This window comes from Hymenobacter ruricola, assembly GCF_015694525.1.
GTDB classification, from domain to species: Bacteria; Bacteroidota; Bacteroidia; order Cytophagales; family Hymenobacteraceae; genus Hymenobacter; species Hymenobacter ruricola.
On sequence record NZ_JADQDM010000028.1, the window covers coordinates 19,856 to 33,985 of the forward strand.

The window sequence follows — 14,130 nt, forward strand, 5'->3', positions numbered from 1 at the left end:
CGCGCCGGCATCCCCTCCTTAAAAAAGGAGGGGAGTCGGCCGTTCCGGACCGCGCCGCCCGCCCGTACTTTTGCGCCATGCCCAGCCCCCTCACCGCCCTCTCGCCCCTCGACGGGCGCTACGCCCGCGCCACGGCCCCCCTGGCCACGCGCTTCTCCGAAATGGCCCTGATACGCTACCGCGTGCTGGTCGAAGTCGAGTACTTCATCGCGCTGGCCGAGCTGCCGCTGCCGCAACTGCAAGCCGTGCCAGCCGATGCGTTTCCCGCCCTGCGCGGCCTCTACGAAAACTGCTCGGAGGCCGCCGCCGAGGCCGTGAAGGCCCACGAAGCTGTGACGAACCACGACGTGAAAGCCGTGGAATACTTCCTGCGCGACGAGTTCACGAAGCTGGGCCTGGGCGCGTTTGTCGAGTTCATCCACTTCGGCCTCACCTCGCAGGACATCAACAACACCGCCATTCCGCTCAGCTTCCGCGATGCCATGGTGGGCGTGCTGCTGCCGGCCTACGCGCAGGTGCGCAACGCCCTGGCCGCCCGCGCCCAGGAGTGGGCCGACGTGCCCATGCTGGCCCGCACCCACGGGCAGCCGGCCTCGCCCACGCGGCTGGGCAAGGAAATTGCCGTGTTTGTGGCCCGGCTCGACGCCCAGGTGGCGCTGCTGGCCCAGGTGCCGTTCGGGGCCAAGTTCGGGGGCGCCACGGGCAACTTCAACGCCCATTACGTGGCCTACCCGGGCACCGACTGGCACGCCTTCGCCACCACGTTTGTGAACGAGCGGCTGGGGCTGGCGCGCTCCTACCCCACCACCCAGATTGAGCACTACGACCACCTGGCGGCCCACTGCGACGCCCTCAAGCGCCTCAACACCATCCTGCTGGACCTGGCCCGCGACGTGTGGCAGTACATCTCGCTGGGCTACTTCAAGCAAACCATCAAGGCCGGCGAGGTGGGCTCTTCGGCCATGCCCCACAAGGTGAACCCCATCGACTTCGAGAACGCCGAGGGCAACCTGGGCGTGGCCAACGCCCTGCTCGAACACTTCGCCGCCAAGCTGCCCATCTCCCGCCTGCAGCGCGACCTCACCGACTCCACAGTGCTGCGCAACCTGGGCGTGCCGCTGGGCCACGTTTTAATTGCGTTGGGTGCTTTGCAGCGCGGCCTGGGCAAGCTGGCTCTCGACGAGTCGGCGCTGGAAAAAGACCTGGAAGCCAACTGGGCCGTGGTGGCCGAAGGCCTCCAAACCATCCTGCGCCGCGAAGCTTACCCCGACCCCTACAACGCCCTCAAGGCCCTTACTCGTACCGGCGAAGCCATTTCGGCGGCCAGCATCGGGGCGTTCATTGAAGGGTTAGATGTGAGCGAAAGCGTGAAAACCGAGCTGCGCGGCATCACGCCGCATAGCTACGTGGGGCGGTAGGCGGCTCTTCCCTTTATAATTACTTGGGCCGTTGCCATCGGCGACCGGCTACATGGTTCAGAAAAGAGCGAAAGAGGCCAAAGCCGAAAAGCAGGCCGTGGCCAAAAAAGACCGTACTTCCTGGCTTAGCCTGATAGATGCCGGTGTGCTGCAACCCGGTGAGGAACTGGAATTAATCAAGCTTCCCAAAGCCCTGCTGCTTCAGGTACCGGCCGAAGCCCGCCTGGCGCAACTGCTAGTGGCCCCCAAAGGCCAGGTTCGCTGGCTGAAAGATGGTCAGGTGGATTCCATTTCGCGCCTGTGCGCCGTCATTTGCGCCGAATTTGCGCCCGGCACCATCCCGCCCAAATATCCCTTTGATGGGCCCGCCTACTGGGCGCAGCGCGGAACAAAAGTCACCTTGGCGGACCTTGCCCGCAACCTGCCGGCGGAGGAAACGCCGGGGCTATAAATCCGCTGCCTCGCTCAGCAACGCCGCTGTTTCGCTTGCCTCGAAGGCCAGCACCCGCAGCCGCAGGGCCAGCAGAGCAGCCTGGGGCTCCTCCAGCTGCCGGATGGCAGCGGCATCGGCGGCAAACTGCGTGAGCCAGGTGGCGGCGTAGGCATTGCCGGGGGGCAGCAGGGCTTGTAGCGCCGGCAGGGCCTGCTCGCGCCGCTGCATCTGGGCTACTTGGGTCTGGCAGCGGTCCAGCTGCTGCCGCAACCGGTACTCTTCCAGGCCGATGGCCATCAGGCGCAGGCGCAAGGCGTTTCGGCTGTACTCCGGCAGTGCGGGCGCGGACTGAGCAGGAGATGGGCTGTTGGCGGCATCCACAGCGGGCGGCAGGGCCTGCACCAGTTGGGCCAGCTCGCTCAGCAGCACCCCGGGCGGCCCCGACAGGTAACGCCGGCCCGCCTCGGCGGCGGCCAGCGCCTCGCGCGATACCCCCAGCAGCAGGGCCAGTTGCAATTGGGTGAGGCCGAAGCAGGCCTGCACCTGCCGGCCAGAAGTCAGATTTGACTGCCCGGCCCGGCGGTGGGAAAATTTCTTGAGCAAACCCATGGTTCAGGGAGGTCGGTTCAAAAGCGAATGTACCATCTGTTTCTGCACCAAAAGCAAAAGGTACGCAACTGGATGGTACAAACCGCCCGCGGCCGTTGGCCCGGTCTACGCTGCTATTTTTACCGCTTCAACCGCCCTTGCCCGCCCCGTGTCTGAACTCCTGAACACCGTCGTTCACCCCGACTGCCGCCACTTCCGCGGCGACCTGCCCTGCCGCCCCAACAAAACCGACGGCTACGTGTGCGACGGCTGCCCGGTGTACGCGCCCGTGAGCAGCCGGGTGCTCATCATCAAGCTCGGGGCCATCGGCGACGTGATACGAACCACGCCCTTGCTGCGGCGCCTGCGCCAGGAGCGGCCCGGCTGCTCCATCACCTGGCTCACGCACACGCCCGCCATCCTGCCGCAGGGCGAGATTGAGGAGATTCTCAAGTTCGATTTCGCCAGCGCCCTGCAATTGCAGGGCCGGCAGTTCGACGTGCTCATCAACCTCGACAAGGAAAAAGAAGCCTGCGCGCTGCTGAACAGCATCGAAGCGAAGGAGAAATACGGCTACGCCCTGCGCCCCTACGACGGCGTGGCCTGGCCGGTGAACGAACTGGCCGAGCACAAATTCCTCACCGGCATCTTCGACCAGACCAGCCTGGCCAACACCAAGCCCTACGTGCAGGAAATCTTCGAGCTCTGCGGCTTCGATTTCCGGGGCGAAGAATACGTCTTCGACACCCACGAGGACAAGGGCTACGACTGGCGCGCGCTGCCCGCCGCCCGCCCCCGCATCGGCCTCAACACCGGCTGCGGCGACCGGTGGACCACCCGCCTCTGGAGCAACGAAAAGTGGATTACGCTCATCCAGGGCCTGCAGGCGGCCGGCTACACGCCCGTGCTGCTGGGCGGCGAGGCCGAAGACGCCCGCAACCGCGTGCTGCACGCCGCCACCGGCGCGGCTTACCTGGGCACCTTTCCCCTGCCCCAGTTCATCAACTTGATGCACCAGATGGACGGCATCGTGACGCAGGTGACCATGGGCATGCACATCAGCATTGCCCTGCGCAAGCCCACCATCTTGATGAACAACATCTTCAACCCCCACGAATTCGACCTCTACGGCCGCGGCCAGCTCGTGGGGCCCGATAAGCAGTGCGTGTGCTTCTACCGGGGCACCTGCCGCCTGGGCACCAGCTGCATGGAAGACCTGCCGGCCGAAAAAGTGCTGCAAGCCGTGCGCGAAAGCGTGCCGCGGTAAGGCACAAGTGGCCGTATCAGCCATCCCCTGCCTTGTGCACAACCTGCAGCGTCGGCATCAAGCAGTCTGAACCAGCCACTGCCTTCTTCACGCTGCCTTATGTTGCGTTTGCCAATCCGAACTCTTAGCCGAAATGCGTGGCTGACCCTGCTGCTCCTTGCCAGCTCGGCGGCAGCGGCCCTGGCCCAGCCGGGTTGGCTGCCCGGCTTTCACCAGCTTGGCCTGACCGGGAGCGTGACCGCCACGCTACGCCAACCCAACGGCGACCTGATAGTTGGCGGGGATTTCACCAATGTTGGCGGGCAGCCCAACGCCGACTTTGTGGTCCGGTGGGACGGCCGGCACTGGCAGGCGCTGGGCGAAGGGCCCGGGGCTTTCACCACCGTCACGGCCTTGTGCGCCCTGCCGGCCGGCGGGCTGGAGGCGGCGGGCATTGTGGAAGACAAGGGAACCAGTCAGAGCATAGTTACCCGCTGGGACGGCCACCACTGGCAGCCGTTGGGCAGTGGCTGGCCCCAAAGCCAGGTAAACGCCTTGACCATTGCCCCCAACGGGGACCTTCTGGCGGGCTTTCCGTTCGGTTCGGGCTCCCCCTGCGAGGTGTTGCGCTGGGACGGCCAGCACTGGCTGCCGCTGGCCCCCACTCCGGCCACGAACACGGCCCCCGCCACCCGCCAGGTCAGCATCTGGAATCTGGTCGTTACCGCAACGGGGGAACTGGTAGCGCGCGGGTATTTTCCGTATGAGACACACGAAATTCAGACGGCGGCCCGCTGGACCGGCACGGCCTGGCAGCCCCTGGGCCCGGCCAACGTGCACCGCAGCGCCGTGGCGCTAGCCTTAACCCCGCGCGGTGAAGTGCTGGCCGGCGGCCAGTTATTTGATGCGCACGGCAACAACTCCGATTACGTAGCCCGCTGGGATGGCCGCGCCTGGCAGGAATTAGGCCCCGGCTTAAAGGGTCGGGTCGAAACACTTGAAGTAACGCCAACGGGCGAAATACAGGCCACCACCACGACGTACAGCAACGACATTCTCACCCGCCCTACCCTTCTGGAGCAGTGGAACGGCACCAGTTGGCAAGTCGTTGATTGGCGCGCCTACCACGCGGCAAACCCCAGCTTGAGCAGCCGGCAATACTGGGGGGGCTGACATTGACGCGTCTTGGCCAGCGGGCAGCGAGCCCGCCGGGTTTGCGGCCGCCTACCCCAATAGCGGGAGCGTGACGGCGCTGGCGGCCGCCCGCAACGGCGATGTGCTGCTGGCCACCGATTTCTTCGATGCCGATAATGCAGCTAAGGCAGCCTCAACCTCCTACCGACCTCAAACCCGGATATACCGCTGGAACGGGCGGTACCGCCACCGCCTCGGGTCAAGCTTCTCGGGCAGCGTGAGTGCGCTGGCGGTTGCTCCCAATGGCGACATATTAGCCGCCGGCCCGTTTGCCATCGCCAACGGCCCCGACAGCATTCGCAACATTGCCCGCTGGGACGGCCACCGCTGGCAACCCCTCGGCAAGGGGCCGCCCGCCACGCCACAAGCCATTGCCGTGGCCTCCAACGGCGACGTACTGGCCGGAGGTACCTTCGGCCTCTGCCGCTGGAATGGTCGCCGCTGGCATCCCCTGCCCTTACCCACCTCGACCGATTCTATTTATGAGTCGCATGCACCCTATGTACTGGCGCTGGCCGTGGCCCCCAACGGCGACGTGGTGGCGGGCGGCAGCTTTCCCGGCTCAAACCCGTATTACGATGCCCATGTCATTCGGTGGGATGGCCAGCGCTGGCACCTACTGGAAGGCGGAGTCGAGGCGTTTGTAAGTAGCATGGCCGTGGCCCGCAATGGCGAAATTACGGTGGGTACCAGGGCCACTGGCCACGTCCACAACCTCAGTTCCAACTACGGCAGCGTGGTGCGCTCCGACACCACCGATGGTGGAAACTGGGAGTATGTGCCAGCCCGGTTCGATGGGTACGTCAATAGCGTAGCCATAGCGACCAACGGGGATATTATCGCAGGCGGCAGCTTCAGTACCGTCGATAATTTATCCATTCGAAACCTCGCCCGCTGGCACCAGGGCAGCTGGCAAGCCTTCCCCCACAACGGCCTCAACGGCGCGGTGCGGGCCGTGGTGGTAGCGCCCAACGGCGACTTTATCGTGGGCGGCGATTTCACCGGCACCGGCGACGGTTCGCAGTCGCTGAGCCTGTGGGGCATCTACCGCGACCGGTAGGCACTGCTAGGTGCGCAATGCCGAACCAAGCCCGCAAAGTCAATTGTTGGGGCTGGTGGTCCAGCGCCAGCCGTGCAGCAGCGGCAGCTGGCGCCACGGCAGCGGCCGGGCCAGCCAGCGCACCGAATCAGGCCCCAGCCTCCCCGTCAGGTGCAAACCGGTGCCGTCGGCGGTGTAGCGCAAGATACCGGACGGGCCACCGGCCCCGCCCAATAGCAGTTGGCCCGGCGCGTAGCGCAGGGCATAGTCCTGTAAACGACCGTCGGCCATTTGGGTAATGAAATAGCCACGCCGATGCACGAACACCCGCGTCGGCGCCCCGGCTGCCGTTCCCGCCAGCGGCACCATGGCATAGGCGCCGTGCAGCGCCGGCCGCGCCGCGGTGTCGTCGTTGAAACGGCCATCCAGCACGAAGCGCCCGGCCGTTTCCAGCAGCAGCACGCCCAGCAGTAAGCCCCGTGCTGCCCCCATCCAACGGCCCTGCCAGGCAGCCGGCCGCTGCGGTCCGGCCGGCCGCCACTCGCGCGGCACCAGCGCGAAATATGCTGTGTAGGCCCCCGGCGCGGCCACCAGCCCCGCCAGACCCAGCAGAAATCCCGACCAAAGCTTCACGTTGATATCAAAACCGAAGTTCAACGCCACCACGTTGGCCAGCACGGCCAGGGCCCCGAGGCCGCCCAGCAGCCGGGTGCGCCCCCACAGCAGCAGCAGCCCCGCGGCCACTTCCGCCGCCCCCGCAAACACGCTGTAGAAGCGCGAGGCCCCCATCACGCTCCAATAAGCCAGGTCCGGCGAAAGCTGCCCCAGCGGCGTGTACAACGTGTTGGGTTCAGGCAGGTAAAACTGGTGCTTGAACACCTTATCAAAGCCGTATTCCAACAGATGCAGCGCCAGAAACCATGCCGCGCCCGTGTGCAGCAAGTACCACAGCCGCGCCTCCGTGGCCGGGCTCCGTCGCGCCAGTCGGGCCCACAGCGCCGCGGCCACGGCTGTGCCCACCGCGAGCAGTACCGCATACAGCCACAGCCCCGGCGAATCGGAAAACAGCGCCGCCGAATGCTCCGGCAGCCAGCCGCCCGCGGCCGTGGCCAGCCCCGCCTCCAGCATCGGCCGCAGCCACTGCCCCACATTGGGCAGCACCTGGTAGCGAAACGGCACCGTCAGTCCAAACAGCCCAACAAACATCAGCGCCCAGCGGCGGGCAAAAGCTCCCAGCATCGGCTAAGCGGCCTTGGGTTGGGCCAAGCGGCGCTCGCCCAGCAGCCAGCCGGCTCCAGTTAGGGTCAGAATGAGCGCCACGGCCAGCGCCACGCCGGGGTGCTGGGCCGGGGCGGATATGGTAGGCGCAAAGACGGATTTTTTGCGTTTGGTGTTTTGCTTTTTCAGCGTGGGAGCAGACGCGGCGGGTTTGGCCGTGCTGTCGAATCCGATGAGTTTAACCTCTGGTTGATAGTGCTGGTACTCCCTAACCAACTGTTGCTTTGTCAAGCGCACCGGCTTTTTCTCAATTCGAGCTGCAAGCCGGATTTGTAATGTCGTCTCTTTATTGTCAATCTTATGCCAGCGTCCATATCCCATGGCCGTAGTGTCAGAAATCAACCGAATACTATCTGCTTTGAAGTATGGCGGTTGAATGGGACCTCCAAAATTATCTTCTGAATCCGCTTCATCCAGCTTCGCCGCGCTGCCGCTGTGGCTCAGATGCGCGATGCGCGCCGTTTGCGCTAATACGGGTCGCAGCAAGCCGACCGTCAATCCAGCCGTTATCAGAACGCGAACGAGAGAAATGGCCATCAGCAGTTAAGGAAAAACGGATGTAACAATGCAGCTTCCTAAGCTGCTGAACCCACCACCGGCCGGGGCCGCTCGCCCAGCAGCCAGCCCGCACCGGTCAACGTCAGGATGAGCGCTACGGCCATCGCCACGCCGGGATGCCGGGGCGGGGCGAAGAAGATTGGGGTGAATGCGGATTTCTTGCGCTTGGGTTTCTGCTTTTTCAATACCGGAATAGCAGGAGTAAACTTTTGAGAGCTATCGAAACCAATTAACTGCGCTTCCGGGTAGAAAAGCTCAAACCTTCTGGCAACCACCGGCCGCGTTGCAACCGAGCAAGCACAAGAAAAGGACATTTCAGCCGGTATGTATACCATTTGCCCCCGCTTGCCACCCCACGAAGCCGTAGCTGTTCTGGGATGAGCAGAACGCAGGCTGTCTTTTACTGGCTTTCCCATACAAACAAATACCATTTTGCCGTGTAACACCGCCGTTGTCTCCGAAGTGGCAACGATAGTTTGCACCTTGAACAAGTGTCTGCATATATCGCCAAAATTGTCTTCCCTCGTTGCCATCGCTGCATCCAGCGTCGCCAAGCTTCCGCTGTGGCTGAAATGCGCAATGCGCGCCGTTTGGGCCAGGGTTGCCCAGGGTAGCAGCAGTAGCAGCACTAGGCAAAGCAGCAGCTTGAGTTTCATGGGAATTGCGATACGTGGAGCACTTTACGAAAATACCCCGCAATTCTTAACCAAGCCCTGCCACTTCCTTCAGCGCCGCCACCATTACCGGCCACGAGAACTGCTTTTTCTGTTCCCGAATGCCCGCCGCAAAGGTTTCTTCGCGCCGCGCCGTGTAGAAATCCACCACGGCATCGGCAATGGCCGGGGCGGTGGGCGGCACCACGTAGCCCACCACGCCGTCCGGGATGAGTTCGGCCAGGCCGCCCACGTCCGTCACCAGCATGGGCCGCTCGAAGTGATAGGCTATTTGCGACACGCCGCTTTGCGTGGCATTCTTGTAGGGCTGCACCACCAAATCGGCCGCGCAGAAATAATCCACCACCTTTTCGTTGGGAATAAAGTCGGTGGCCCGGATGATTCTGCTTTCTAATTGATGCTGCCGGATTAAGGCTTCGTAGGGCGCCGCGTCCTCGTAAAATTCACCGGCAATAATTAATTTAATGGGCAACGTCGCGAGGCGCTCGTCCGCAAAAGCTTCGAGCATTACATCCAAGCCTTTGTACGCCCGAATGAATCCAAAAAACAACAAATAGCCCATTGTATCGGGCAAACCCAGTGCCGCCAGCGCTTCCGCTTTCGGCTTTATTGGTCCGAAATTATCGTACAGTGGGTGCGACCGGTACAGCGCCGGTTTCCGGCCGAAACCCATTTTGTTCAAATCCTCCAGCACGCGTCGGCTCATGGTCACAAATCCGTCGCAGGCACTCAGAAAAAAGCGCGTCAGCGGGCCATCGCCGGGCCGTTTCTCGTGCGGAATCACGTTGTCGGTGATGGCCACCACGCGGGTGTGGCCGTTGCCGCGCACCAACCGCGCCACCGTGCCCAGCGCCGGACCCATGAACGGCAGCCAAAACCGAAAAATGACCAAATCAGGCCGTTCCGACCGCAATTTTCGCCCCACGCGCCACCACGAGAGCGGGTTCACTGAATTCAGGCTAACCTCAATTTGAAGGTCGGTCGGGCCGGGTTCGGTGCTGAGTTGCGTCTGGCCCGGAAACAGAAAGTCCGGGTATTGCAGCGAGAAAGTGACGATTCGGGCTTCGTCACCGGCTTCGATGAAAGCCCGCGCCAGCCGCTCGTCGTAAGTAGCCAAGCCGCCCCGCAGTGGGTAGGCCGGCCCAATAATAACAACTTTCATTTTCAGTTAATATTTACCAATTAGCATTCAACAATTACACTGCGTATTTCGCCCGGTTAAATGTTAATTGATAAATGTTAACTGAATTTAATTAATTGTTTCCCGCACCAGATAATCGTTCCGCTTCGGCCCGTTGAGCTGTATTATCTCGCCTAGGAATCCGGCCACAAACAGCACCACCCCTACCACTACGGCCGTTAATGCCAGGAAAAACAAGGGCTGCTCCGTTACCTGCCGCGCCTTCAGGTTGTGCAGCGAAAGCCACACCTTTTCCCCCGTTAGCCACAGCGTAATCAGCAGGCCCAGCAAAAAGGACAATGTGCCCAGTGTGCCGAAAAAGTGCATCGGCGCCCGCCGAAAGCGCCCCACAAACGTGATGCTCAGCAAATCGAGGAAGCCAAAGATGAAGCGCTCCAGCCCGAATTTGGTGTAGCCGTACTTTCGCTCCTGGTGTTGCACCACCTTCTCGCCAATCTTGCGAAAGCCGTTCCACTTCGCAATCACCGGGATGTAGCGGTGCATCTCGCCGTACACCTCAATGCTCTTCACCACGCGCGAGTCGTACGATTTCAGCCCGCAGTTGAAATCGTGCAGCTGGATTCCGGACATCAGCCGCGTGGCCCCGTTAAATAATTTGGTCGGAATGGTTTTCGACAATGGGTCGTACCGCTTCTGCTTCCACCCGCTCACGAGGTCAAACTTGTCCTCCACAATCATGCGGTACAGTTCCGGCAGTTCCTCCGGCGAGTCCTGCAAATCGGCGTCCATGGTGCATACCACCCGGCCCCGCGCCGCTTCAAACCCCACGTTCAGGGCCGCCGACTTCCCGTAGTTGCGGTTGAAGCGAATGCCGCGCAGGGCAGCATCTTCCGCCGCCAGCGCCTCAATTACGTCCCAGGAATCATCCGTCGAGCCATCGTCAATGAGAATCACCTCGTAGGTCAGCCCGCGGGCGCGTAGCACCTGTGCAATCCAGCGGGTCAATTCCGGTAATGACTCGGCTTCGTTGAGCAGCGGAATTACGATGGAAATTTCCACCGGAAAGGAAGCAGCGGCTGATTTATTCAAACTCGGGTTTGGCATTTTTGACAATTGCCGATACAACCAGCGAAATAAGCAGCCCGAACAGCAACGAGAAGAGCACGACAAAAAACGACAACGCGCCCGGCGTCATAAACTTGGCCGTCATCTGCATGGCCTGTTCAATCTGCTCATCGGTGGCTCCGCCCCGGGTTTCCATGTCGGCGCGCGCCTTGTCCAGCATCCGCGTTATCATGTCGCTATCCACGAAGCTCACGTAGATATAGGAGAATATTGCGCCGAGCACCCCCGACACCACCGACAGTATCATGCCCACGCTCATGCCCTGGCCGTAGCTCATGTATCCGCCACTTTGCTCTTTGTAATAACGTTGCGCCAGAAAAATACCCCCGACCAACACCACCGTCGAAAGCCACTTTGCCGGGCTTTGCTCCAGATGCGCCGCGTTGAGGGCAAAGGAAATAATGATGCTGATGAGGCCGGTGAGCAGGCCGTAGCGCAAGCCGACCGAAGTGGTGGTAACGGGCGTGGTATTGGTTTCCATAAGGCAGGGCGTAGGGGCGAAGAAAAATGATGCGAAAGGTACTGAGAATTATTCCCGCAGAAATATTCCGGCCGGCACCGCCAGCACCAGCCCAATCACCAAAACCTGAAGAAAATTGCTGCTGGCCATATCGCCTACCGTCAATCGTTCCACTTTCTGCTGTTGCTGCTCCCGCTGAGCGGCCGTGAGTTGGGGCTGGGGCGCGGCGCGCTGCTGGGCCTGCACTATTTCCACCACCTCGGCGCGGTGCCGGGCCAGCGCCGTTTCGCCGGCACCCGCTGCCAGGGCCAGCACGCCCACGGCCGAAACCACCGCCGCGAGCAGCACCGTTAGCGTCCCCACCCCCAACGAGCGCCCCAGGCCGGGTTTCGCCGGCTTCACCTGCCGCCGCAGCCACAGTTGGCTGGCCACGGCCACCAGCGGCACCAGCAGTTGGGCCATCAGTTGCTTGGGGCCAAAACCGTTGTTGCCGGTCAGTTGCAGGCCCACCATCCAGAGCACGCACACCAGGCCCACTCCTATGCCGAAACGAAGCGCTAGTCCAACCACCGGCCGCGCCGATGAGTCCCGTTCGGGTGCCGTGGGTTCGCGGTAGGAAATAGCCATAAACAATGCGTTCATTAAAACGGCAAGTTACGCGTGCCCGCAACTTTATCGCGCCAGGTTAAGCGTAGCCTTTTCAAGCCGCTACCGCAGTACGGTTCGGGACACTTGCCCCTTTGCGCCCAAAACGCACCAACAAGGCCTCCGCCAGCAGCGCCAAGAGCGCCAGCAGCAAACAGTAGCGCCACAGCGGTTGCCCCGTCTGCTCGGCTTGCAGCGCGGCCAGCCCTCCCCCGTTCGCTCCAGCCTCGACCACTCGGATATTCGGTCGGTTCGGCCCAATCAACTGCCTCAACTCATCGGCCGAATACGCCGCCAGTTCCGACTCCCGCTTGTCCAGGTTAAAAGCCAGCGTCGTGAGCGTTTTGCCGCGCCGCTGCACCTGGTAAAATCCTGGCGCGGTCATCTCCGCCGGAATCTGCAGTTGCACTTCGTTGCCCTGCACTCGTTGCACTGGAATCAAAACCAAGCTGTCTTTCACCAAGCGCAGGCCCGCCTCGTCGGCCGCCGCCAAGCCTGCTGGTGCTGCTTCGCCGCCGGAAGCAAGCTCCAACCTTACGCTGCTCTGTGTAAGCCGATACGCCGGCAGATGGTCATTGTGGTAGCTAAGCATCGCCATGCGATACATGACGGGCACAAACAATGCGTGACTGGCGAAATCGGAGTATGGCACGGCTAGAGGAGCGGAGAAAACATATACTTTCCCAACGCCACTATTAAATTGAGCCAGATAGCTTTCCCCGTCCCGCAAACGCAGAATGTCGGTTCCCGTGCGCGCCCATCGCAATACCGGCGCGGCCCGTGGCATAGTCACGGCCCGTGCCTGCGCCCCAAACACATCACGAAAAAACGGCTCCTGCACACTGGGCATGGCTACTTCGCGCAATTCCGGTGCACCTGACGAAGCTTCCCACTGCGCCGTTCCAATTCCCAATTCTTTAAAAAGACGCTGGTAAGAATCACGGCCGCTCATGGCCGGTGAAGGCACCACCACCACAGTCCCTCCTCTTTTAGTCACACCAACTAGCGCCTCCCGCAATCCCGCGTCAATCTGGGACAACTCGTGCACCAACACCAAACCAGTTTGCCTCAATGCCCCAAAATTCACTTGGCCGGGCTTCGCAAAACTGTACGTAAACAAGGGCTCATTGCCATATACTTGCCGGGCAATTGGTATTTCGCCAATTTCCAGCACCCGAATAACCGCCGCGGGCTGTAACGTAAAATAGTACGTATTGTCAAACACAACGGGCTGTTCTTCAACCACCACTCGCCCTTGCGCCAAGGTTTCGTCAACCAGTTGTACCTGTATTTCGGTCGTGAGAGCTTTCCCTGGCTCAACGGTTACGCGAAACGCTGCTACTTGCCGGGATGCCAGAAACACTTTCACTGGACATTCACTGACTACTACGGCCCCGCCATTTCGCAGTCTCACGTGCAAGGCCACATTTGTGCGCACGCGCAAGAACGCATCATCTAGCCACAGGCTATCGACATATATATTACCAGCTTGCTTACCAGCCAATGGTACAAGTATTGCCTGCCGCCTCTCAGCAAGTGCATCAATGTCTTTGGCTGCAAACCCAATTCGCTGAAAATCGGAGAAAATGTAAATGGGATGCTTGTTGTACTCCCCCAACGATGCTCCTCCCGACTTGCCATTCAAACGCAATTCATCAAGCTTCCTCAAAAAAGCAGCCTGTGGCATCTCAGCATTTCCGGTTTGCAGAAGCCGAAGCCTCGCCGCAGTTGATGCCGATTGCCCAAAATCACGCGCTTGCTCTACTGCTTCTTCAAATAGCCTCTGGCTGCCAACACCAGTCAACTGCATACTGGGCGAATTATCAACAGAAATGCCCACTACAGCATTCGCAGTAGAATTCTCTCTCGTTTTAGCCGGTATAAAAGGTTGACAAAAAGCAATTACTAAAGCTATAATTGCCAATGCGCGTGCCAGCAAAACCAATAAATGTTGTAATCGCCGATGACGCACAGTAGTCAATTCTACATCCTGAATGAATGCAGTATTGGTGAAGAGCACTCGCTGTGGCCTCCTTAAGTGCAACAGATGAATAGCCACTGGAATTGCAACAGCCAGCAAACCCAACAAAAACCAAGGATACATCAGCAGCATAAGAAAAAAGACTGGTTTTGCCGAAATAATATGCGTTCACTTCCACAAAAGACCATAACTAATCGAACAGGTTTCATGATAGCTGACGCAACTTTTCCTTTTACTCACGAATCATGGCACATAATAAAGGAGCAATGGCCTAAAAAGCAAACGTCCCCGGGCCGCTGGCGAAAGCGGTCCGGGGACGTTGGTGAAAAAAGGTTGGCGGCGACCGACTC

General features: G+C 60.9%; 14 protein-coding genes. 5 read left to right on the plus strand and 9 right to left on the minus strand.

Annotated features, from left to right (window positions below; genetic code table 11):
* Positions 1-77: 77 nt before the first annotated feature.
* Complete coding sequence (purB, locus tag I2H31_RS24725) at positions 78-1,418, plus strand: adenylosuccinate lyase (protein WP_196295747.1); 1,341 nt, start codon at positions 78-80, stop codon at positions 1,416-1,418.
* Positions 1,419-1,470: 52 nt separating this feature from the next.
* A complete protein-coding gene (locus tag I2H31_RS24730; RefSeq protein ID WP_196295748.1) occupies positions 1,471-1,869 on the plus strand; it encodes a hypothetical protein in 399 nt (132 codons plus the stop codon).
* On the opposite strand, the gene I2H31_RS24735 is transcribed toward I2H31_RS24730, so the two are convergent.
* Positions 1,864-2,460, minus strand: a complete 597-nt coding sequence (locus I2H31_RS24735; RefSeq protein WP_196295749.1) for a hypothetical protein — start codon at positions 2,458-2,460, stop codon at positions 1,864-1,866. The genes I2H31_RS24730 and I2H31_RS24735 overlap by 6 nt on opposite strands.
* Positions 2,461-2,608: 148 nt before the next feature.
* Between I2H31_RS24735 and I2H31_RS24740 the strand changes: the two genes are divergently transcribed.
* The 3 genes from I2H31_RS24740 (at position 2,609) to I2H31_RS24750 (ending at position 5,939) form a co-directional block, all read left to right on the plus strand.
* A complete protein-coding gene (locus I2H31_RS24740) occupies positions 2,609-3,706 on the plus strand; it encodes a glycosyltransferase family 9 protein (protein ID WP_196295750.1) in 1,098 nt (365 codons plus the stop codon).
* Between the two features lie 99 nt (positions 3,707-3,805).
* The gene (locus I2H31_RS24745; protein ID WP_196295751.1) at positions 3,806-4,858 is read left to right on the plus strand and encodes a hypothetical protein; all 1,053 of its coding nucleotides are present in this window, start codon (positions 3,806-3,808) and stop codon (positions 4,856-4,858) included.
* A 70-nt stretch (positions 4,859-4,928) separates the two neighbouring features.
* Positions 4,929-5,939 (plus strand): WD40 repeat domain-containing protein, encoded by a 1,011-nt coding sequence (locus I2H31_RS24750; protein WP_196295752.1) that lies wholly within the window; start codon positions 4,929-4,931, stop codon positions 5,937-5,939.
* Positions 5,940-5,978: 39 nt separating this feature from the next.
* Here the strand turns inward: I2H31_RS24750 and I2H31_RS24755 are convergent, their stop codons facing one another.
* The 8 genes from I2H31_RS24755 to I2H31_RS24790 form a co-directional block, all read right to left on the minus strand.
* Entirely contained in the window at positions 5,979-7,157 is a 1,179-nt protein-coding gene (locus tag I2H31_RS24755; RefSeq protein WP_196295753.1) for a hypothetical protein, read from the minus strand.
* A 3-nt stretch (positions 7,158-7,160) separates the two neighbouring features.
* Positions 7,161-7,733 carry a hypothetical protein gene (locus I2H31_RS24760; RefSeq protein WP_196295754.1) on the minus strand — a complete coding sequence of 191 codons (573 nt, stop codon included), beginning with the start codon at positions 7,731-7,733 and terminating at the stop codon, positions 7,161-7,163.
* A 38-nt stretch (positions 7,734-7,771) separates the two neighbouring features.
* Complete coding sequence (locus I2H31_RS24765; protein ID WP_196295755.1) at positions 7,772-8,410, minus strand: hypothetical protein; 639 nt, start codon at positions 8,408-8,410, stop codon at positions 7,772-7,774.
* Positions 8,411-8,456: 46 nt separating this feature from the next.
* Entirely contained in the window at positions 8,457-9,590 is a 1,134-nt protein-coding gene (locus I2H31_RS24770; protein WP_196295756.1) for a glycosyltransferase, read from the minus strand.
* A gap of 87 nt (positions 9,591-9,677) precedes the next feature.
* Complete coding sequence (locus I2H31_RS24775; protein WP_196295757.1) at positions 9,678-10,673, minus strand: glycosyltransferase family 2 protein; 996 nt, start codon at positions 10,671-10,673, stop codon at positions 9,678-9,680.
* Entirely contained in the window at positions 10,651-11,175 is a 525-nt protein-coding gene (locus I2H31_RS24780) for a DUF4199 domain-containing protein (RefSeq protein ID WP_196295758.1), read from the minus strand. The genes I2H31_RS24775 and I2H31_RS24780 overlap by 23 nt, the downstream gene beginning before the upstream one ends.
* Before the next feature lie 48 nt (positions 11,176-11,223).
* Complete coding sequence (locus I2H31_RS24785) at positions 11,224-11,796, minus strand: DUF4199 domain-containing protein (RefSeq protein ID WP_196295759.1); 573 nt, start codon at positions 11,794-11,796, stop codon at positions 11,224-11,226.
* A 58-nt stretch (positions 11,797-11,854) separates the two neighbouring features.
* Positions 11,855-13,912, minus strand: coding sequence for a BatA domain-containing protein (locus tag I2H31_RS24790; RefSeq protein WP_196295760.1), 2,058 nt, complete (start codon positions 13,910-13,912; stop codon positions 11,855-11,857).
* Positions 13,913-14,130 lie beyond the last annotated feature (218 nt).